The 20,212-nt window shown below is 65.2% G+C and carries 21 protein-coding genes and 1 pseudogene; 4 read left to right on the plus strand and 18 right to left on the minus strand.

Going from position 1 to position 20,212, the window contains the following annotated elements; translation table 11 throughout:
• On the plus strand, positions 1–203 hold a 203-nt coding region (locus ON44_RS12680), incomplete at its 5' end, for an SDR family oxidoreductase (protein ID WP_040689467.1).
• A 145-nt stretch (positions 204–348) separates the two neighbouring features.
• On the opposite strand, the gene ON44_RS12685 is transcribed toward ON44_RS12680, so the two are convergent.
• From ON44_RS12685 to ON44_RS12750, 14 genes are all read right to left on the minus strand, one after another.
• Positions 349–1,368: an MBL fold metallo-hydrolase gene (locus ON44_RS12685; RefSeq protein ID WP_040689469.1), complete on the minus strand. Its 1,020-nt coding sequence runs from the start codon at positions 1,366–1,368 to the stop codon at positions 349–351.
• Positions 1,365–1,700: an EthD domain-containing protein gene (locus ON44_RS12690; RefSeq protein WP_040689471.1), complete on the minus strand. Its 336-nt coding sequence runs from the start codon at positions 1,698–1,700 to the stop codon at positions 1,365–1,367. The genes ON44_RS12685 and ON44_RS12690 overlap by 4 nt, the downstream gene beginning before the upstream one ends.
• Positions 1,701–1,768: 68 nt before the next feature.
• Positions 1,769–2,392, minus strand: coding sequence for a TetR/AcrR family transcriptional regulator (locus ON44_RS12695; protein WP_040689472.1), 624 nt, complete (start codon positions 2,390–2,392; stop codon positions 1,769–1,771).
• A gap of 45 nt (positions 2,393–2,437) precedes the next feature.
• Positions 2,438–3,955: a class I adenylate-forming enzyme family protein gene (locus ON44_RS12700; protein WP_040689475.1), complete on the minus strand. Its 1,518-nt coding sequence runs from the start codon at positions 3,953–3,955 to the stop codon at positions 2,438–2,440.
• Positions 3,952–5,067, minus strand: a complete 1,116-nt coding sequence (locus ON44_RS12705; RefSeq protein ID WP_051181935.1) for an NAD(P)-dependent alcohol dehydrogenase — start codon at positions 5,065–5,067, stop codon at positions 3,952–3,954. Before ON44_RS12705 ends, ON44_RS12700 begins: the two co-directional genes overlap by 4 nt.
• A complete protein-coding gene (locus ON44_RS12710; protein ID WP_040689511.1) occupies positions 5,067–5,843 on the minus strand; it encodes an SDR family NAD(P)-dependent oxidoreductase in 777 nt (258 codons plus the stop codon). Before ON44_RS12710 ends, ON44_RS12705 begins: the two co-directional genes overlap by 1 nt.
• A 13-nt stretch (positions 5,844–5,856) precedes the next feature.
• Complete coding sequence (locus ON44_RS12715) at positions 5,857–6,618, minus strand: SDR family NAD(P)-dependent oxidoreductase (protein WP_040689476.1); 762 nt, start codon at positions 6,616–6,618, stop codon at positions 5,857–5,859.
• The gene (locus ON44_RS12720) at positions 6,615–7,817 is read right to left on the minus strand and encodes an acyl-CoA dehydrogenase family protein (RefSeq protein WP_040689479.1); all 1,203 of its coding nucleotides are present in this window, start codon (positions 7,815–7,817) and stop codon (positions 6,615–6,617) included. The genes ON44_RS12715 and ON44_RS12720 overlap by 4 nt, the downstream gene beginning before the upstream one ends.
• Before the next feature lie 30 nt (positions 7,818–7,847).
• Positions 7,848–8,846 carry a phosphotransferase family protein gene (locus tag ON44_RS12725; RefSeq protein WP_083897831.1) on the minus strand — a complete coding sequence of 333 codons (999 nt, stop codon included), beginning with the start codon at positions 8,844–8,846 and terminating at the stop codon, positions 7,848–7,850.
• Positions 8,843–10,051: an acyl-CoA dehydrogenase family protein gene (locus ON44_RS12730; protein WP_040689482.1), complete on the minus strand. Its 1,209-nt coding sequence runs from the start codon at positions 10,049–10,051 to the stop codon at positions 8,843–8,845. Before ON44_RS12730 ends, ON44_RS12725 begins: the two co-directional genes overlap by 4 nt.
• 27 nt (positions 10,052–10,078) lie before the next feature.
• Entirely contained in the window at positions 10,079–11,230 is a 1,152-nt protein-coding gene (locus ON44_RS12735) for a thiolase family protein (protein WP_040689485.1), read from the minus strand.
• Positions 11,227–11,598, minus strand: a complete 372-nt coding sequence (locus ON44_RS12740) for a Zn-ribbon domain-containing OB-fold protein (RefSeq protein ID WP_040689518.1) — start codon at positions 11,596–11,598, stop codon at positions 11,227–11,229. The genes ON44_RS12735 and ON44_RS12740 overlap by 4 nt, the downstream gene beginning before the upstream one ends.
• 38 nt (positions 11,599–11,636) lie before the next feature.
• Positions 11,637–12,425 (minus strand): enoyl-CoA hydratase/isomerase family protein, encoded by a 789-nt coding sequence (locus ON44_RS12745; RefSeq protein WP_040689486.1) that lies wholly within the window; start codon positions 12,423–12,425, stop codon positions 11,637–11,639.
• Positions 12,426–12,519: 94 nt separating this feature from the next.
• Entirely contained in the window at positions 12,520–13,656 is a 1,137-nt protein-coding gene (locus ON44_RS12750; protein WP_051181936.1) for an acyl-CoA dehydrogenase family protein, read from the minus strand.
• A 91-nt stretch (positions 13,657–13,747) separates the two neighbouring features.
• Here ON44_RS12750 and ON44_RS12755 point away from each other — a divergent pair, with 91 nt between their 5' ends.
• Positions 13,748–14,131 carry a nuclear transport factor 2 family protein gene (locus ON44_RS12755; RefSeq protein WP_040689491.1) on the plus strand — a complete coding sequence of 128 codons (384 nt, stop codon included), beginning with the start codon at positions 13,748–13,750 and terminating at the stop codon, positions 14,129–14,131.
• Positions 14,128–14,502: a hypothetical protein gene (locus tag ON44_RS12760; RefSeq protein ID WP_040689495.1), complete on the plus strand. Its 375-nt coding sequence runs from the start codon at positions 14,128–14,130 to the stop codon at positions 14,500–14,502. The genes ON44_RS12755 and ON44_RS12760 overlap by 4 nt, the downstream gene beginning before the upstream one ends.
• Positions 14,503–14,749: 247 nt before the next feature.
• Here the strand turns inward: ON44_RS12760 and ON44_RS12765 are convergent, their stop codons facing one another.
• Both ON44_RS12765 and ON44_RS50150 read right to left on the minus strand, forming a co-directional pair.
• Entirely contained in the window at positions 14,750–15,568 is an 819-nt protein-coding gene (locus ON44_RS12765; protein WP_040689496.1) for a class I SAM-dependent methyltransferase, read from the minus strand.
• A 69-nt stretch (positions 15,569–15,637) separates the two neighbouring features.
• Positions 15,638–15,787, minus strand: coding sequence for a hypothetical protein (locus ON44_RS50150; RefSeq protein ID WP_157187126.1), 150 nt, complete (start codon positions 15,785–15,787; stop codon positions 15,638–15,640).
• A 470-nt stretch (positions 15,788–16,257) separates the two neighbouring features.
• On the opposite strand from ON44_RS50150, the gene ON44_RS12775 reads away from it, so the two are divergent.
• Positions 16,258–17,664 carry a selenium-binding protein SBP56-related protein gene (locus ON44_RS12775; RefSeq protein WP_040689502.1) on the plus strand — a complete coding sequence of 469 codons (1,407 nt, stop codon included), beginning with the start codon at positions 16,258–16,260 and terminating at the stop codon, positions 17,662–17,664.
• 222 nt (positions 17,665–17,886) lie between these two features.
• Here the strand turns inward: ON44_RS12775 and ON44_RS12780 are convergent, their stop codons facing one another.
• Positions 17,887–18,327, minus strand: coding sequence for a hypothetical protein (locus tag ON44_RS12780; RefSeq protein WP_157187127.1), 441 nt, complete (start codon positions 18,325–18,327; stop codon positions 17,887–17,889).
• Positions 18,328–18,454: 127 nt separating this feature from the next.
• Positions 18,455–20,212: pseudogene (locus ON44_RS12785) on the minus strand (hypothetical protein); the annotation flags it as partial.

The following is a 20,212-nucleotide window of genomic DNA, read 5'->3' on the forward strand; positions in this document are numbered from 1 at the left end:
ACCCGGGATTCATCGAAACACCACAGCTGCTCGAACGCTACGAGGGCACCGAGCGACACCAGGCAATGGTCGCGAACACCCCGATGGGCCGACTCGGCCGCGCCGAAGAGGTCGCCGCCGCCGTCGCATTCCTGGCGGGCAACGATTCGACCTTCATCACCGGCACCGAACTCTATGTCGACGGCGGCTGGACCTGCGCCTGACCGGCGAAGCTGTTGGCGTCGATAGTGAGCCGATCCCTGTGCAGCAGAAAGCCCGTACCTCGATCACATCAGAGGTACGGGCCTTCTTGTGTGGGATCGGCTCGTCATGTGCGCTGCATCCACGCTCAGCGGGCGCTCACGCGCATCATGTGGCCACCCGGAAGGCCATGACGCCGTCCACATCCTTCGCGGACAACATATTTCGGGCGACCAGGACATCCAGATGCGCCATCGTCTCGCACGTCGCGACCATCTGATTGAAGTCGTCGAGCGTGCTGAACGCGCGGTCGCGCCGCGTCCATGTCAATGTTCGGGCCACCGCCACGCCGGTGCACGGACCCAGATCGCCGACGACGGTGACGATTTGCTCGAACCGGTGGTCGTGATGGGCGAGAAGTTCACGAGCGCGTTGCCCGACGCTGCCTCCGGTGGGCCCGTGCGCGGGCAACATCTGGTGCCCGTCATCGTCCTGTAGCAGCACCAATGAGCGGAGGAAGTTGTCCAGTGGCAATTCCCACGGGCCCAATTCGAATCCGATCGATGGGGTGATCGTGGGCAGCACGTGATCTCCGGTGAAGACGAGCCCTTTCTCGCGATCCTGAAAGATCATGTGGCCCTTGGTATGTCCGGGTGTCGCTACCGCATGGAGGTCGAGCCCGGGGATGGCCAGTGCGCCGGGGCGCAGCCAGTGGTCGGGCTGTTCCCAATCGTCGCGTTCGAACGGTTCGGCGATGCCTGCCGCATGAGCTCGTTGTGCGATATCGTCCGCGTCGGCCCGCCGCAGTTCCCGCAGCGAACTGTCGGGGACATTGCTGTTCAGCTGGTGGATGGCGCTGAGTCCGCCGGCTTCATCGGCACCGAGATGAACTCGACAGCCGTGCCGACGACGCAGTTCGATGGCGAAAGTGTAGTGATCGCGGTGGATATGAGTGACGAAGACATCGTGGATTTCGGCTGCCGACCGGCCGATTCGGGCCAGCGCGTCGGAGAGCTCCCGGTAGGTGTCTGGCCGATGCCATCCGCCGTCGATGAGTACAAGACCGTCGTCGGTTTCCAGGACGTAGACGTTGACCGCGCGCAGGCCGTCCTGCGGCATCTGCAGCGGGATGCGGTGAATCCCTTCGGTTATCGGATAACACCCGGGTTCGGCCCATTCGGCGCTCATTCGACCGCCGGGGCGAGTGGCACCATCGTCTGTTCCTCGCCGTACCAGATCATGCGACGTCCCCGCATGGTGCCCACGTTCTCGACGGCGGCCTTCCATTCCGGGCTCGCCAATGCGGCGTCGAGTGCTTCGCGGGATTCGAAACTCAGAATCGACAGACCGTCCCAGCCGGACGACTTCTCGTCGAAGGATTCGAGGAGTTCGGTGTGCTGCCAGCGCAGCAGGCCGGGCAGCGGGTAGGTCACCTCCGCGTGTTCACCCCGCCACCATTCGATGAACTGCTCGTGGGTCCAATCATTGGGACGCGATGCGAGGACGATCAGGTTGTACATACTGCTCCTAACTGAATTCTGTTCAGTTTCGGCGAGCGTAGAGATCCCACCGTGTGGGAGCTGGGATCTCAGTTACGCACTATCCGTACTGCTGCTTCGGTGACCGACTCGGTGATCTGCTCGAGGGTGACGCTGCCCTTCGGCCGGTACCAGCGCCAAACACTGATCACCAGGCCGAGGACCATTCGACCGAGCATGCGGGGATCGCCCGGAGCGAAAACACCTGCCTCGATGCCCTCTGAAATCAGCCCGGTCCAATTCTGCTCGATCTGTCGCACGAGCTCGCGCGACCGCAGGCGTTCGGCCTCCTCCTTGGCCGACTGGCGAGGGGCGGCAAGCAAATCCATATGGTTCTGCAGGATGCGGCGCTGCAGGGCATCGGTCGGCGAGGCGGTCAGCGCCGCTGCGATGGCGGCGCGCAGCGCTTGCTCCGGGTCGGCCTGATCGGCGACCGCGGCATTGAAGCGTTCGGCTGAATCGGCCAGTTCGAGTCGCATGATCGTCAGCAGGCAGTGGGCCTTCGACTCGAAATAGTGGTACAGCGCAGTCTGGCCGATACCCACCTCGTCGGCGATCGAGGCCCATTTGGTGTGCTCGTAGCCGACTTTCCCGAACTGTTCGATGGCGGCGGTGAGGATTCCGCTGCGCTTCGAGCGTGCGCTTTCGCGGCGGACCTCCGAGTCGACGGTCATCAGCGCTTATACCCCCGGATTCGATGGTGTGGATTCGACATGACTCTACCGGAATTGAGGTGAACTCGGGTCAACTGTGGTAGCCAGCTGTGTCGCCAACCGCACCGCGTCGGGCCGGGACAATTTGCCGACGGTGTTCTGCGGCAGGTCTTGCACTGTGAACAGGTACTCGGGCCACTTCGACTTGGGAAAGTCCGCCGCCGCGAGTTGATCGGTGACGGTGGCCAATGTCAGCGGTTCGCCGTCGGTGACAACCAGCGCTGCCGCTCGTTCGCCGAGCATGGCATCGGGCACCGGAACCACGCACACCTGCACGATGCCCACCACGTTGGCGATGGCCGATTCGAGCTCGTTGATATCGATATTGCGCCCGCCGCGGATGATGATCTGCTTCTGGCGTCCCGTCACCCGGATCGAGCCGTCGATTGCCACCTCGACCAGATCGCCGGTCGGGAGGAAACCGTCCGCGGTGAGCGTCGGGGGAATCGCGACACCGCCCCGGGCATAACCGACGAACAGGGACGGCCCCTGTACCTGCGCATCGCCGATCTGACCGGCGGCCACGACGTTCCCGGTGGTGTCGACCGCTCGTACGACGGTGCCACGGAACGGTCGCCCGTCCCGGCCGAGCCTGATGGCGGGCGGGTCGTCGAGTTGTGGCGTGGTGTGCCCGAGACATTCGGACATACCGAAAACCCGCAGGAACGTGGTACCGAGCTTTTGTTCGGCCGCATGCAGTGCGCGTTCGTTCATCGGACCACCGCCGACGGTCATCGCCCGCAGCGCGGACAGCATGCCTTCCGAGCCGTCGGCCACCGACAGTTGCAGGGCCATGGTCGGAACCAGCATCGTCCAGGCAACGTGGTGCTCCGCCATGGCCGCCAGGGCGGCGGCGGGTTCCCATTTGCCGATCGACACCATCGTGCCGCCGAGATAGGCAGGTAGGTACATGCCGAAACAGAAGGCGGCCACCGAAGACAGTGGCACGAACGCTCCCACTGCCTCATTCGGCTCGAGTCGAACCGTGTCGATGGTGCACTGACAGGCGTAACGGATGGCTTCCTCGGATTGCACAACACATTTGGGACGCCCGGTAGAACCGGAGGTCATCGCAATGGCCGTGCCTGCGTGCCATCGGTCCACCGAGTCGAATGGTCCTGTGCGCGAGCGCAGTACGCGTGCGTCGAAGGCGGTCGCCCGAATCGGGAAGCGATCCTCCCGCACACCCCAGCGTCGCAGCGAGTCCGGTGCCGCGACCACCAGATCCGGGGCAATATCCTCGACAGCCAGCGCGAACTCGGATTCGGTGGCATGCGCGCCGAATACCGCGACGACACCACCACGCAGACCGACCGCCACGGCCGCCGCCACGGTGTGCCAGGTGTTATCGGCCTGGATGAGGGCGGTGGGCGGGGCCGGATCGATGGACTCGATCCGCTCGGCCAGCGCTCGAGCCGCCGCGACGATCTTTCCGAGGGTGTGGCGACCGAACTCGTCCACGACCGCGATCTGCTCCGGCGCGCGCTGTGCCCGCTCGATCATTTCCTGCGCAAGTGTCTTCATCGCCTCACTTCTCTCGCGACGCTCGATATCTGTCTACTCGCTTCCACCCGCTGTGGTGCACGGCCGGTCAACGGTGGCGGCACGAGTACCGCGCGTCCGGTCACGGTCCCGGCCCGAAGGCGCTGGTAGATGTCGACCGCGTCCGCGAGGGGATACGTAGTGGCCTCGACGTGGAGTGTCCCGCCGATAGCCATCTCGACCACGGCCGCCAGATCCGATCGGGCACCCCAGAACGGTGCGTCGACCTGCCACCCGGCGGCGAGGCCGACACGTTTGCCCACGCCAAGGCGGCCGCCCGCACTTCCGACGACCGTGAGTCGGCCCCCTGGTGCGAGCGCTCGCGCGGCCGACTCCATCGTGTCGGACGTGCCGACGAAATCCAGGATCAGATCGGCACCGCCGCCGAGCTCCGGGATCGCTGAGGCGAGATCGGCAAATGCCGCATCGCTGCCCAGTCGCAATGCAACGGGCAGTGTTTCCGGCCGGTTGTCGATGGCGAGGACACGTCCGGCACCGAAGTGGCGAAGGATCTGAATCGCCAGGTGACCGAGCCCGCCGACACCGATCACGACACAGATCGCGGATTCGTCGATGACATCGGCGTGCCGGCGCACGGCGTGGTAGGCGGTCAACCCGGCATCCGCGAGGGGCGCGGCGATGGCGGGTTCCAGATCGCCGGTGCGAACAAGGAATCGGGCCGAGGGAACAACCATGGCCTGTGCCAGACCACCGTGATAGCCGAGGCCATTGCCGATCGGAGCCAGTCTGCCGTCGGCCCGCGGCCGCAGCGTCAGACAGTAGTTCTCCCGTCCACGCGCGCAATTGCGGCAGCGGCCACAGCCCCAGATGCCATGGACCACAACGGCTTCGCCGAGCCAGGACTGATCCGCATCGGGACCGGTATCGATCACCGTGCCCGCGACCTCATGACCGAGAGTGAGCGGCAGCGGATAGTCGAAGCTCGATTCGGTGGCATCCATGACGTGCAGATCGGAGCGGCACAGCCCTGCCGCGGTGACCTGCAGCAGGAGCTCTTCCCCCCGCGGCTCCGGAACCGCAACCTCACTCAGCTGCGGTTCGGTACCCCACTCGGTCAGTTGGACGGCCAGCATCAGCGCGCCGTCCAGCCGCCGTCGACAACGAGCGTCTGCCCGGTCATATAGGACGACGCGTCGGAGGCGAGAAACAGGACCGCGCCATCGATTTCACCGGCACTGCCGCCACGGCCGAGCATGGTGTTGCGGCGCACCCACCCCGCCGACTTCTCGTTGTCGAACAGACCATCGGTCATCTCGGTGTCGAACCAGCCCGGTACAACGGCATTCACCCGGATCCCTTTACGCCCCCACTGGCCGGCGAGTTCCCTGGTCAGTCCGAGGACCCCGGCCTTGGACGCGGCGTAGCTCGCGCCGCCGATCGGTGCGGTCGAGACCAGCCCGATCACCGACGAAATATTGATATACGACGCGCGCGCACCCTCGGGCAGTCGCGTCGCGGCATAGGTGGCGAGATGGAATCCGGCCACCAGGTTGACCTCGAGGATCGAGGCGAACCCGCCTACCGTTTCTTCTTCGGCATGTGGGGGACCGGGTTTGCCCGCGTTGTTGACCAGCACGTCGAGCCGCCCGGACTGCTCATAGCAGCGGTCGACCAGCATTCGGCGGTCCTCGTCGGATGTGACATCACAACGAACCGGAACGAGCCGGGGGTTATCCGCGGCCAGCGCCGCCAACCGGTCGAGCCTGCGAGCCGCCGCGTACACGGTGGCCCCGGCATTGGCGAGAGCGTTCGCGAAGCCCATTCCGAGGCCGGACGACGCGCCGGTGACGACGGCGACTCGGCCGGACAACCCGAACAGTTCGTCCAGCGTCGTTCCGGTGGCACTCATATCGTTTCGCATGTCAGTACACCGCGGTCCGGCCGCCGTCGACGGGGATGATCGCACCGGTGGTGTAACCGGCGGCGGCGCTCGCCAAATGGGTTACCAGACCGGCGATTTCCTCCGGCCGCCCCAGCCGACCCGCGGGCAGGCGATCGATGATCTTCCCGACGAACTCCTCGTCCCAGTTGTCGGCCATATCCGTCGCGAATCCGCCCGGCATCACGCAATTGACGCGCACAGTTGGCGCGTATTCCTGTGCGAATGCCATGGTCAACGCGTTGAGTCCGTTCTTGGCCGCGGCGTACATCGCCTCGGGCGGACTCGGCCGGACGGCCCCGATACTGGAGATATTGATGATCGACCCGCCGCCGGCGGCCGCCATCCGGGCACCGGCAACCGCCATCAGGCGAAACGGGCCCTTCAGGTTGACCTCGATGGTCTTGTCCCACAATGCTTCCGAGACCGACCGCAGATTGTCGGCCAGCGGTGCGATACCCGCGTTGTTCACGACGATATCGAGACTGCCGAAATCGGCGATGATCCGATCCACGGCCGGTTCGATCGAATCCCACTTGCCGACATGCAATTCGAACGGGTGCGCGCTGCCCGGCCCATTGCCGTCGCCGAGTGCGGCGACGGCCTGCTCGCATGCGTCACGTTTGCGGCTGGACACGATCACCGTGCAGCCCGCGTCCCGCAGTCCGCGCGCGATCGCCAGTCCGAGGCCGCGGCTGGCGCCGGTGACCAGGGCGACCTTTCCGGTCAATTCCGTTGTGCTCATTTGTGCTTCTTCAATTCGAGGCGGGCGATGGTACGCAGGTGGACTTCGTTGGGACCGTCGGCGATCTGCAGGGCCCGGGTGATGGCGTACAGGCGGGCCAGGACGGTGTCGTCGCTGACGCCGGCGGCACCGTAGGTCTGCACCGCGCGGTCGACGACGGTGTGCGCTACTTCCATCGCCGCGACCTTGATGGCGGCGACTTCGGATCGAGCGGCCGCGTTGCCGTAGTTGTCGATGAGCCAGGCCGACTTCAGGACGAGCAGGCGGATCTGGTCGATCTCTATGCGGCTGCGGGCAATCCACTCGCGGACGACGCCGCGATCGGCCAGAGGAGCGCCGAATGCGACGCGCTGCAGGGAGCGTTGGCACATCATGTCGAGCGCACGCTCGGCCATGCCGATGGCCCGCATCGCGTAGTGCATCCGGCCCGGTCCCAACCGGCCCTGGGCGATGGCGAAACCGTCACCTTCGGCGCCGAGCATGTTCTCGGCCGGAACGCGGACATCGGTGAACTGGACTTCGCCGTGGCCGAGGCGGTCACGGAAGCCGAACATCGGAAGATCGCGCAGCACTTCGATTCCTGGAGTGTCACGGGGGACCAGAATCATGCTCTGCTGGCGATATGTCGGTGCCTGCGGATCCGATTTGCCCATGAAGATGATGAGCTTGCAGTCCGGGTCGAGAATGCCTGAGGTGTACCACTTACGGCCGTTGAGGACGTACTCGTCGCCGTCGCGAACGATGGTGGAGGTGATGTTGGTGGCGTCGGAGCTGGCCACCGCGGGTTCGGTCATCGCGAATGCGGAGCGAATAGTGCAGTCCAACAATGGTTTCAGCCAAAGCTGGCGCTGTTTCTCGGTCCCGTACATGGCCAGGATTTCCATATTGCCGGTGTCGGGAGCCGAGCAATTGATGGCTTCGTTGCCGATGATGGATCGACCGACCACCTCGGCCAGTGGCGCGTACTCCAGATTGGTGAGTCCGGCGCCGAGACCGTCGTGGGTCATGAACAGATTCCACAGACCCAATTCGCGGGCCTTGACCTGCATATCTCGCATGACTTGCGGCTGCTCATGGGGATTGTCGTTCGCCGCGATCTGAGCGTCGAATACCTGCTCCGCGGGATAGACGTACTCGTCCATGAAGGATTCGAGTTTGCCGAGCAGATCCTGCGTGCGGGGCGAATAGGAGAAATCCACGGTGCGGCTCCTGAACTGGTGCGGTCGATATCAACCGGCGAGTAGCGCGGTTCCGGTCTCGATCAGGCGGTTGATGGTGGCGGGCAGCTTTTCCTGGTCCGGGTCGTAGTGCCGGCCTTCGCGGTGGCGGCGCAGGTTATGGCCCATGATCGCGGCCATCTTGAGGCGGCCCAGCGCGTCGAACCACGTCATATCGGTGAGCGGCGGTCCGTCGCCGACGTACAGGTCGACCAGTTCTTGCGCCGAAGGCAGTCCGGGCACCTCCCGGCCGACGCCGGGAAAGTTGCTGCCGTCGGCGAAAACGAGGAACCAGCCCAATTCGACCCGAGGGTCGCCCGCGCTCCAGATCTCCCAATCGATCAACGCGACCGGTTCGACGCTGTCGCAGATGATGTTTCCGAGGCGGTAATCACCGTGCACCAGTGTCGGTGTGGTCGGTTCGGGTGTGGTCCGGCCGAGTAGCTCGAGCAGCCGGTCGCCACCGGCGACGAGGTCGGGTGGGACCGCGCCGAGGGTGCGTGCCCAGCGTGCGAGTTCGGCGTCCGGCGTGAGCGGTGCCTGTACGCCGGGCGCGGTATACGGATCTATCGCGTGCAGGCGCGGCAGAATTTCCGCGGCACGCCGCATCCGGGCCGCGGCCGAACCGGTTTCGACGGCCGGATCGTCCAGCACCGGCTCCAACGCCGCCCCGGCCACGAATTCCATGGCGAACCAGGCGGGTTCGACGTCGTCGACCGCGACGATGCCCGGTACGGGAACAGGTGTGTGCGCCAATGCCTGCATGATTCGGGCCTGGCGCAGCATGTCGTGCCGGCCGATGGCCTGCTGTCCCTCGGGTACGGCCTTGACCACGAAGTCACCGCCGGTCGTTCGCACCCGGTACGTCAAGCCGGAATGTCCGCCGAGCAGCGGTTCGAATGCGGTGACCAGGACGTCGAGGTCCGCCTGCAACCGGGTACGGACACGTTGTTCGAGGTTGTCGTGCCCATCCGTCGCCCGGCCCCCCGCGGAATCACTATCTGAACTCATGGGCGTGGCTCCCTCGGTAGTCCGAGAACTCGCTCGGCGATGATGTTGTGCTGAATCTCGTCGGTCCCCCCGGCGATCCGATAGCCGGGCGCGCCGAGAATGTGCTCGGCCCACGCGAAGGTTCCCCAGCGACCGGAGTCCACGGTGAGGTCTCGCCCGAGTAGCAGGCGCACTACTTCGGACGTGCGAGCCATCGTGTCGGTCGCCAGTAGTTTTCCGATCGAGGCTTCCGGTCCCGGGTCTTTGCCCGCGACGACGGCACCCGCCACCCGCATATTGCCGATTCGCTGCAGATAGCTGCGTATTACGAGGTCGGCGACCTTATCGCGTTCGATCTCGGTCAGCTCCCGTCCGAGATGCTGTGCCAGCGCTACCGCCTGATCCGCGTTGGCCAGACCGAGGTTGCCGCCGTCGAGGCGTTCGGCGGCCAATACGGTGAGCGCTACCGGCCAGCCCTGCCCAACCGGTCCGAGTCGGTAGCTGTCGTCGAGTCGGACACCGTCGAGGAAGACCTCGTTGAACGAGCTGCCACCGGTCATCTGCCGGATCGGGCGAACAGTCACCCCGGGACTGGTCATCGGCACCAGGAAGACGGTGAGCCCGGAGTGTTTCGGTGCCGAGCTATCAGTTCGGCAGACGGCGACGCCGATATCGGACACCCGCGCGCCCGAGGTCCACACCTTGTGGCCGTCGAGCGTCCACGTGCCATCGGCGGATCGGGTGGCGCGTGTCCGCACCGCTGCCAGATCGGAACCGGCCTCGGTCTCCGAGAACAATTGGCAGGCAATGATATCCGTGCGCAGCATGGCCCGGACATAGCGTGACCGCTGCTCGTCGGTGCCCCATTGCTCGATAGTTGGAGCGACGAGTTGCTGTGTCACGGAGAACATTTCGGTGCGCCGTGGCACATCGAAGTCCGCTTCGGCGCGCCGGAAGGCAAGGACGTATGACAGCGGTAGATCGCGGCCGCCGTAGGTCTCGGGCCAGTTCAGTGCGCCCCAGCCCGCGTCGAATTTGGCGCGCTCGTACTCGCGGATCCGGTCGGTGTGTGCGCGTTCCTCCTCGGCGTTCCAACTCTCGAAAACGGCTACCGAATCCGAACCCGAACCCCAGACCGATTCCGCTCGTGGGGCTGCCACACTGCTCAACCAGGCGAGGGCCTCATCGGTGAAGCGGACGAGGTCGGGAAGTGTTTGTGTGGTCACTGATTCACCTCGAAAAGTGTTGTCGTCTCACACCGAAAGCACGGTGCAGGCGCTGATTCCGGGTGCCCCGTACACGTGCGTGAAGCCGATCCTCGGTGCTCCGGGTACCTGTCGATCCCCGGCTTCGCCGCGCAGCTGGGTGACTATCTCGTGCACCTGCCGCAGACCGGATGCGCCGATGGGTTCACCGTTGGCGATGCAGCCACCGTCGGTATTGACCGGCAGTCGGCCGCCGATCTCGGTGTCGCCTGCCGCGATCATCGACTCCTGTTCGCCGTGCTCGCAGAAGCCGCATTCGGCCATGTGCATGATCTCGGCACCGCTCTCGGTGTCCTGTAATTGCGCGACATCGACATCGGCGGGGGAGATGCCCGCCTGTTCGAAGGCCGCCGCGGCCGCGTCGGCGCTCACGCTGGTCGGTTCGCCCCCGCCTTGGACGGCTGGGCTGAATACTTCGAAAGAGCCGAATCGGCGGGTGCGGTGACTGATCGCGCGCAACCGGACCGGGCGACCGCCGAGTCGCCGGACCGCGGCCTCGGTGGCGACGATGACGGCGGCGCCGCCCTCGCCCGGGGAGCAGAACATGTATCGCGTCAACGGGTCGTTCACCATATCGGCGGCGGCGATCTCGTCGGCCGAAATCGCTTGACGTCGCCAGGCATTCGGGTTCAGGCTGCCGTTTCGGTACGCCTTTTCGGCAACCTTCGCCAAGGTCGTGCCGGATATCCCGTATTCGCGCATGTATCGGCCGATTTTGGCGCCGAAGAATTGCGTGGTGACCATGAGCCCGGCAGTGCCGTAACCCTCGGACAGTCCCCATTCGGCGGGTGTCGGATCGAAGGCTCCGCGCGGGTGTTTATCGAATCCGACCGCCAGCGCGATTTCGGCGGTTCCGGAACGGACCGCGTTGACCGCCGAGAACAATGCACTGCCACCGGTGGCGCAGCCATTCTTCACATTGCTGAAAGGTATTCCGGTGAAACCGAGTTCGGCGACGAGGGTGTCGGCGAGCCCCGAACCATCGCTACCGCCGAAGGCGACCTCGATATCGGGCCAGGTCAACCCGGCATCGTCGAGCGCGGCGGCGATCGCGCTGACCGCCATCTGACGGCCGGTGATGCCGGGCTGCCTGCCGAACTTCGACAACCCGGCCCCGATGATCGAAACTGTTTGTGTCACTGTGCTTCTCTTTGCTGTGGAACGATCGCGAACCGGGGCACCGGTGCGGTGCCGACGAGGTGCACCGGTGCCCGCTCCAACTCGGTGAAGTTCTCGCATTCCAGGATTGCTTGAATGCGAATACCTTCCGGAAGCTCGACATAGCCCACCGCGAATGGGGAAAAGCCTTCGGCGGGCGGGATATACGGTGGCGACTTGGGCGGGAACCGTTGCACGGTGTAGGCCCACACCACTCCCCGCGTGCTCAACTCCATTGCGACGGCCGTCGGCTGGACGCATCGTGCGCACATGGTGGTTGCCGGATACGCGACCGTGTCGCAGACCGTGCACCGGCTACCTTCTAGCACCGACGTTGCGTGCTCGCCCATGTCGATCTCCTCTTCGAGTCGTACGCCGGCGGCGTCGGTCAGCGACCGACCCACTTCGGTTCGCGCTTCTCGAGGAATGCGTTCACGCCCTCACGTGCGTCCTCGGACTGCAGGGCGTTGCCCACCGCGAGATGCTCCATCACCATGAGCGATTGGATGTCCGCATCCAGACCGCGGTCGATGGTCATCTTGGTGAGCTTCATGGTGAACGGGCTCTTGTCGACGATCGGTGCGATGAACTCGGCGACCAAATCGTCGAGCTTGTCCGCGGGCGCGGCGGCGTTGATCAGATCGAAGTCCACGGCTTGCTTGCCGGACAGCAGCTTTCCGGTCAGCATCAGTTCCTTGGTCTTGCGGATACCGATCATGCGGGGCAACCGGTAGATCGGACCCGCGCCACCGAAAAGCGCACGGCGAATATGGAAGTCGCCGATCAGTGCGTCCTCGGATGCGACCGCGAAGTCGCAGGAGATCATCAGCTCGAATCCGCCGGCCGTCACATGCCCCTCGAGAACCGCCAGGGACGGCGTGTTCATCGAGTAGAGGCGGTCGCACACCTTGGCCGAGAGCACCGCGACATCCATCGCGTTGGTGCTGCCGACGTAGTTGGCGAGCAGTTCGTCCAGGTCGAAGCCCGAGCAGAACGTATTGCCGCGGCCGCGCAGCACGAGGATCTTGAGCTCCGGGTCCTTATCGACCTCGACGATGATTTCGTCGAGTCGATGCAGAAGTTCGACTGTGACGGCGTTCTTCTTGTGCGGGCGGTTGAGCCACACGCGTGCGACGTCACCGTCCTTCTCCAACACGATGTGGTCGGTGTCCACCATCTCGAACCTCTTTCTTGAACTTGAACTGGATTCAATTCAGTTTTACCTAGCCAACCGCTCCGCGTCAACAGGAGCGCCGGCGCCGTTCGCTGCTTCAGATACCGATGAGGGTGGCGATTCGCGCTCGGTGCGCACGTGAATCACCTTGTAGCGCTTCGTTTCCCATTGCCCTGCGGAAGTAGGAGTGAGCGGGGTGTTCCCAGGTGAAACCGACGCCACCGTGCAACTGGATCGCTTCTGCCGCCGCGTGCACCGCCGCATCGGTACATACGGCGCCGGCGACCGCCACGGCCAACGAGGCCGATCCCGGGTCCTGTGCATAAATCGCCGCCGCATAGCGGGAGGCCGATCGAGCGCGTTCGAGAGTGACCAGCAGATCGGCCAGCCGATGTTTGACGGCCTGGAACGAACCGATGGGGCGACCGAACTGGTATCGGGTCCGCGCGTACTCCACGGTCATCTCGAGCAGGCGGTCGACAATGCCGGTGTTCTCGCATGCCAGCGCCAGCGTTGCCAGCTCGCCCAGCCGTGCGGCAGTCGCCGCGGTGGCATCGACGTCGGTGAGCGCGTTCGCCGGACTCCGATCGAAGGTGAGATCTGCGCGACGGCGCGTTGGGTCGAGTACTCGACGCTCGGTTCGGGCGAGCGGTGCGCCCGGTCGAGTGGCGAATAGGCGGCGGCCGTCCGGGCATTGCGCCGAAACGACGGCCACATCGGCATTGCCTCCGCCTACCAGGTGGGTCGCCGTACCGTGCAATAGCCACCCGCCCCTCGTCGGCTCCGCGTGCACGTGGTCGGTGCCCGCAGACAAGGCGCTGACCGTCGCAAGCAGGCTTCCGTCCAGAACTCCGGCGAGTACGCCCCCGTCGTCGCTGGGATCCGCTGACAGCAGTGCGTGGGCACCGAGGACTGCCGAGGTGTACACCGGCTCGCACGCGAGCGCGCGCCCGCATTCTTCGAGCACGATCCCCAACTCGACCATGCCGTAGCCGAGGCCGCCGCGGTCTTCGGGGACCGACAGTGTGGTCACCGACATGTCATCGACGAGCGTTTTCCACAGCTGTGGCGAATAGCCGAGGCCGGTGGAAGCGACTGTTCGCACCTGCTCGATACCGCTGTGTTCGGCGAGCAAGCCGCGGATGGCCGCGCGCAGGTCCGACTGCTCCGGTCCGGGTGTCAGTGCAGGTGGGTCCGTGCGGGGCCACGGCACTTCTATTGCGAGTGAGGACATCTAGCCTGCCTAAATTGAGTTCAGTTTGATGGTTCGAGAGTATCGCGCCGGAGTCTGGACAAGAAGGGAGATACTGAACTAAGTTCATTTCATGAGTTTGGCCATCGAGGGCTACTACGCAACCTTGGACAGCGGGCGATTGGACGACGCGGTGGCGTTACTCGCTGAAGACGTCGAGTTCGCCATGCTGTTGCCCACCGGAGTGAATCTCGGTCACGGCCGTGCGGCCATGCTCGATTACCTGCGGGGCCGGCCGAAGGTGAACCGCAAGCACCGGCTGTTGCGGGTGGCCGCCGACAATGGTGTGGAGTTCGCGTACGGCGCCGTCACCGAGAACGACGTGACGACAACCGGTTACTTCGTCGGCGCGATGCATCTCGATGCGGACGGGCTGATCGATCGCTACCAGGTGTCATTCAGCGCCGAATTCGCGCTGATACCAACAGATTTCGATGTCGAGGGAGTGGTCCGATGACGATTGCAGCGCCACCGGTGCTGGCCCGGTGGTTCGAATACATGGATTCGGACGACCCCGACCGCGTGCTGGGCATGATCTCGGGCGACTTCGCGATGTCGGTGCAGTTCTCCAAAGGTGCCGGGCTGTCCGCCGAATTCGTGGGGGACCGCGAGGGTTTGGTCGGCTACTTGGCGCAGCGCGAGAAGAGCACGCTGGTCCATCACATCGACACCGGTGCGGTGGTGGGTGATTACGAGTTGGTACTCGGTCGGACAACCCGTGCCGGGGCGTTCGAAGCTTCCTTCAACGCCACCGCACAGCTCGATGCGGACGGCAAGGTGCGGCGCCTTCTCATCGCTCGTACTCCCGAACTGTCCTTTGCGCGCTGAGTTCGTCCCGGCACGGTGATCGTCTGTGGCCGCGGTCTTCGCGGCCGCCATCTCGTGCTGGTAGCGGATGCGAGCTGCTTGCGGGATTCGTGGCATGGCAGGGATTTCCGCGGCCGCGAACGTCAAAGTCGGCTCGGCTTCGATGGTCGCGCCCGTTGACGCCTGCTCATGGGTAGCCGCCGTACGACGGCTCTCGCATTGGCCACCATGTCTTTGCCGACGGTACGGCCAACGCCATATGACCAGGTCAGGCTGATCGGCGTGCGGTGACCAAGAGGTATTCCCATTCCATCCGCCCGTTGCCGAGGTCGTGTTGGGAAGCGAGATCCGCGAGTTCCCGGTCCAACCGCGCGATCCGGTCGGGTTCCCCGGCAATGGCCTTGTACACGGCGACCGTCGGTCCGTAGTAGGCCTTGAAGAAGTCGCGGAACTCGGCCCCGTTGGCGAAACGATCGATGACCGCGTTTTCGCGTCGCAGCTCCAGGTCGGCGACGCGGTCGCCCAAGAGCGACCGGACATGCGTCTCGTCGCCCCACATCGGTGGTGGCAGCGCGCCGGGCGGGGGCGGCGGAGCGAATGGTTTCATCGTGGCGAACATCTGCCCGATGAATCCGGTGGGTGTCCAGTTGATCAGCCCGATCGTGCCGCCCGGCTTGGTGACGCGCACCAGTTCGTCTGCGGCCGCCCGGTGGAACGGCGCGAACATCACGCCCACGCACGAGATCACGGCGTCGAACTCGGCATCGGCGTAGGGCAATGCCTCGGCGTCGGCTTCCTGCCACTGCAGGTCGACACCCCGGGCGGCGGCGATACGCCGGCCCGCGTCGAACAGCTCCGGCGTGAGGTCGCTCGCAACGACGTCCGCACCGGCCTCCGCGGCCGGGATCGCTGCATTCCCGGATCCGGCCGCAATGTCCAGCACGCGCTGACCCGGGCCGATACGGCAGACCTCGACGAGACGCCGACCCAGACCAGGGATGACTTCGGTGGCAACGGCCGGGTAGTCGCCCAGTGCCCACATTGCGCGATGGCGCGTCTTGAGATCAGCGGGGCCGGATTCGGACATCTGATGCTCCCTCTGTAGTCGGGCCGGTGGACGCTGCCGAACCTGATCGATGTACGACGAGTCGCGAAGTCACATGTTGTGCAGGACAAGTGCGGCCGAACGGTGGGCGTGGTGCGCCTGGATGGGCGTGGCTGTCGCGGCCGTTGCGCGGGCTGACACGACCGCATTCGGCCTGTGCAGGCCGGGCGCCGCGCTGCCGTGCAGCGGGGTTGTGCTCATGCTCTTTCGATGCGGTACCGCAATCGGCAGTCGCCGAGGTCCTCGGGCTCGACAGGGCCAGCACTCGGTCCGATCGAACCCAACCATTCTGTCGGCAAGCCGATGAAAACGCGCCGGTACGGTCGCAGCTTGTTGTCGGGATCGAATGTGTCCTTCTCGGTACCGGTGATCCATCGCGAAATCATTCTCCACGAAGCGCGCTCGCGAAGAATTCGATTTGTCGTTCTTCTCTTGCTGTTCGACTCCCGTCACATACTCGCCCTTCCGGTCTTTCCGGAATACGACTGCGCCCTACCGCACGCTCTGCCCCGCACTGGCGGTAGCTGGTGGATCTATGTCGAAAGGCCGAGACTGGTTACTGTCTGCCCGCGCCGTTATGAGGCGCGACTACATGGGTCGCGCCCACCTCGGAACCGCCAGATCGGGCGAGGTGCGTGGGTTTCCGCCCATCGACATGAAGGAGGCTGGAAATGAATCACTCAGACATGGACCCGACCTTCTATCGGAGCGCAGCGGAGGCGGCGGCCGCGCCACCGGAGCGGCTCGCATACGTCGTTGCGTTCGACCGCGCGGCACAGAAGCCGGATGCGCTGTCAGTAGTCGATGTGGATCCGGGCTCGACCACCTACGGCCGGGTGGTTGGCTGGACCGAGGTACCCCACTTGGGCAACGAGCTGCACCATTTCGGCTGGAACGCCTGCAGTAGCGCGCTCAAGCACGAGGGCCACCACATCGAGGGGCTGGCTCGGCGGTACCTGATCGTGCCGGGTCTGCGCTCGTCGCGTCTGTACGTGTTCGACACCCAGCCCGACCCACGCCAGCCCACCCTGTCCAAGATCGTGGACAGCTCCGAGCTCGCGGCCAAGGCCGGCTACTCCCGTCCGCACACGCTGCACTGCGGACCAGACGGTGTGTTCATGACCTGCCTTGGCGGGGCAGACGGATCGGATGGGCCGGGCGGGATCGCGCTGCTCGATCACGGCACGTTCGATGTACTGCGGCAATGGGAGACCGACCGTGGGCCGCAATACCTCGCGTACGACGCCTGGTGGCATCTCAACCAGAACACGCTGATCAGCAGCGAGTGGGGCACCCCGGCCATGATCGAGGACGGGCTGAAGCCGGAGCTGCTGCTGGCCAACAAGTACGGCCACGCGATCCACTTCTGGGACCTGACCGCCGGTCGGCACCAGCAGCGGATCGATCTCGGCGAGCAGTACCAGATGCCACTCGAGCTGCGCCCTTCGCACGATCCGGACGCCGCCTGGGGGTTCGTCGGCGTGGTGATTTCGACCGAGGATTTGTCGGCCTCCGTGTGGCGTTGGCACCGCGATGGTGGTGTGTGGGCGGTCGACAAGGTGATCACCATCCCGGCCGAGCCGGCTGATCCCGATCTGCTGCCGCCGGCACTGAAACCGTTCGGCGCGGTGCCGCCACTGCTCAGCGACATCGACCTGTCGGTCGACGACGCATACCTCTACGTCTCGTGCTGGGGTACCGGGGAGCTGAAGCAGTTCGACGTGCGCGACCCGGCTGACCCGAAACAGACCGGGTCGGTCCGGCTCGGCGGGATCGTGGGCCGCACCGCCCACCCGGCCGCGCCGAACCAGCCGCTTGCCGGCGGCCCCCAGATGGTCGAGATCAGCCGTAATGGTCGGCGGGTCTATCTCACCAACTCGCTCTATGGCGCGTGGGACGACCAGTTCTACCCGGACGGGGTCGGCGCCTGGATGGCCGTGATGAACGCCGATCCCGACGGCGGAATGACCATCGAGGAGTCGTTCTTCCCGCACGACGAGGACTTTCGAGGTCTGCGGGTGCACCAGGTGCGCCTCCAGGGCGGCGACGCCTCCTCCGACTCCTACTGCTACCGGTAGTGGGGTCGAGCGGGGACCACTGGATCTCGACCGCGTGCGCCTGGTCGGCGAAGTGGCGGTACACGTCCGGAAACTGATCGCCGACACGAACGGTCGTGGCCGAAGTCGACCCACGACCGCCCGTGGTCGTGTCCGGAGGGGGAACTGACCACCGCACGGTTCATTACGAACGTGGCTGATCGGTGCGGCCGGCCTGCGGTATGGCGGTTGTTTCGATCGGGGTTATGCGGCGTCGCGATGTGGACGTTCGAGTGTGTTCCGCGCGCGTTCCAGTACCTCTCGCGGCTCGAAGTGGTCGGCTTGCCACGAGTCGGTGCCGATGCCCACCTTTCCGCGCCAGGCCCGCACGATCTTGGCGTGCACCGGCCATCGCACGAATCGGCGCATGTCCTGTTCCGATTCCCACACCGTGATGGATCCGCCGCGCTGCTCGGTGGGCCTGCCCCACAGCCACAGACCCACCGCGCCCTGCATGACCGGCCAGGTGTTCCCCAGCTCGAGTCCGATCTCGTAGATGCGGCGGACTTCCTCCTCGGATCGGGCCAGGAAGTCGGTCACGCTGACGAACACACGCCCGGAAACGTCCTGGCGCGGACCGGGTTTCCACGGCATGAGCACGATGCCGTCCGCGAACGGCTGTTCGGGAATCTCAATAGTACGCACATGCATATAGTACGCACACGCGTACTATTATTGGTAGAGGACGTGCCCGACCCCGGGCCGAACAGGCCGGGAAGTGCCGTGGGCTTTCCAGCGTGCAGGCGCTTCCCGGTGCTCTCGTGGTTGCGGGTCAGAGATCCATGAGATCAGCTGCGAGACTGGACAATTCGTTCTTGTATGTCGTGGCGAGGCCGACCAGTGAGTGGGCTTGGGCCTCCTGTGCTTTGACCATGGTTTCGAGAACCATCACCCTTCGTCGAAGTTTCGCGATGATCCTCGCCTGATCGCTGATGATCGCCGCATGATCGCTGATTCTCGCCGCTGCACCCTCACCGGCGGAAGCCGGTTTCTCGGTGGTCAGGACGACTGAACTCGAATAGGTCACCAGGTCCTCTGATCCGACCGCCACCAACCCCACTTCCTCTTCGGACTCGACGCGTGTCTCATCGTCGGTCGCTGCCGCATCTTCGGCCACGTCACTCTCGGCGGGACTGCCCTCGTCCTCAACGTCTTGCTCGACCTCACCAGCGGTCTCGTCCTCGGCTACCTCCTCACGTTCCGCGACCGCGGCCTCTGCTTCGGCTTCGGGTTCGGTCTCCGGTTCTGCTGTGTCGGCGACCGCGACCGCGACTGCGACCGCGGCCTCTGCTTCGGCTTCGGGTTCGGTCTCTGGTTCTGCTGTGTCGGCGTCCGCGATCGCGGTCTCTGCTTCGGCTTCGGGTTCGGTCTCTGGTTCTGCTGTGTCGGCGTCCGCGATCGCGGTCTCTGCTTCGGTCTCGGGTTCGGTCTCTGGTTCTGCTGTGTCGGCGTCCGCGATCGCGGTCTCTGCTTCGGCTTCGGGTTCGGTCTCTGGTTCTGCTGTGTCGGCGTCCGCGATCGCGGTCTCTGCTTCGGTCTCGGGTTCGGTCTCTGGTTCTGCTGTGTCGGCGTCCGCGATCGCGGTCTCTGCTTCGGTCTCGGGTTCGGCTTCCGGTTCTGCTGTGTCGGCGATCGCGATCGCGGCCTCTGCTTCCGGGCTGGCCTCCGGCTCTGCTACCTCCGCAACCACAGGCACGTCCTCGGCTATCGCGTGTACTTCGGCGGCCACTTCCACCTCGGGGGACTGCGCCACGCCCTCTTCTTCAGCTACCTCGATGTCACCCACCTCGGCTGCCGTCTCGTCCTCAGTTGGCGCCTCGCTTTCAGCAGCCACCACCTCGGCGGAGGCTTCGGTCTCGACATCCTCCGCATCGTCAACTGCTGCGTATTCCTCGTCCGCTTCCACACCCACCGGCGCAGATTCCGCCTCGGCTTCGGTCACCGCTGGTGGCTCACCCTCGGTTACTACCTGTCCCTGTTCAGCCGCTTCGAAGACCCCCGCACCCTCGGCAACGGGTGGCTCTGCCGCAGCTGCCTCGGCCGCCAGCTCTGTCACGCCGGACGCTTCCGCCTCGGGGGCGGTGGCCACATGTTCTTCGTCGGCCGCTTCGCCCACAACGACGTCAGCCTCGGCCACCTCCTCGCCGAGTGCGGGTGACTCGCTTTCGGCGGCCACCGCCGCCGCAGAGACCTGCTCCTCTTCGGCCTCCGCCTCCTCCGCAACGGTGGGTGCAGCCTCGGCGACGACCGCATCGCCGTCTTCCGCGGCGACGTCCACCTCGGCCGGTGTTTCGGTCCTGACGTCCGCACCACCTTCAGCTACCGCTACCTCACCCGAGGCAGTGACCATCTCCTCCTCGGCCACCGTCACTCCACTTTCGCCGGTGTCGGCGTCCTCCGTGATCTCGACTGTGGCTTCGGCCTCGACTGCCGGTTCGGCTTCCAGCACTTCACCTTCGGTGACTGCTTCGGCCTCACTCACAGCAACCGCAGCGGTCTCCGCCACCGACTCCGCACCTTCGGCCGATCC

Source organism: Nocardia vinacea NBRC 16497, from assembly GCF_000308835.1.
Taxonomy (GTDB): Bacteria; Actinomycetota; Actinomycetes; order Mycobacteriales; family Mycobacteriaceae; genus Nocardia; species Nocardia vinacea.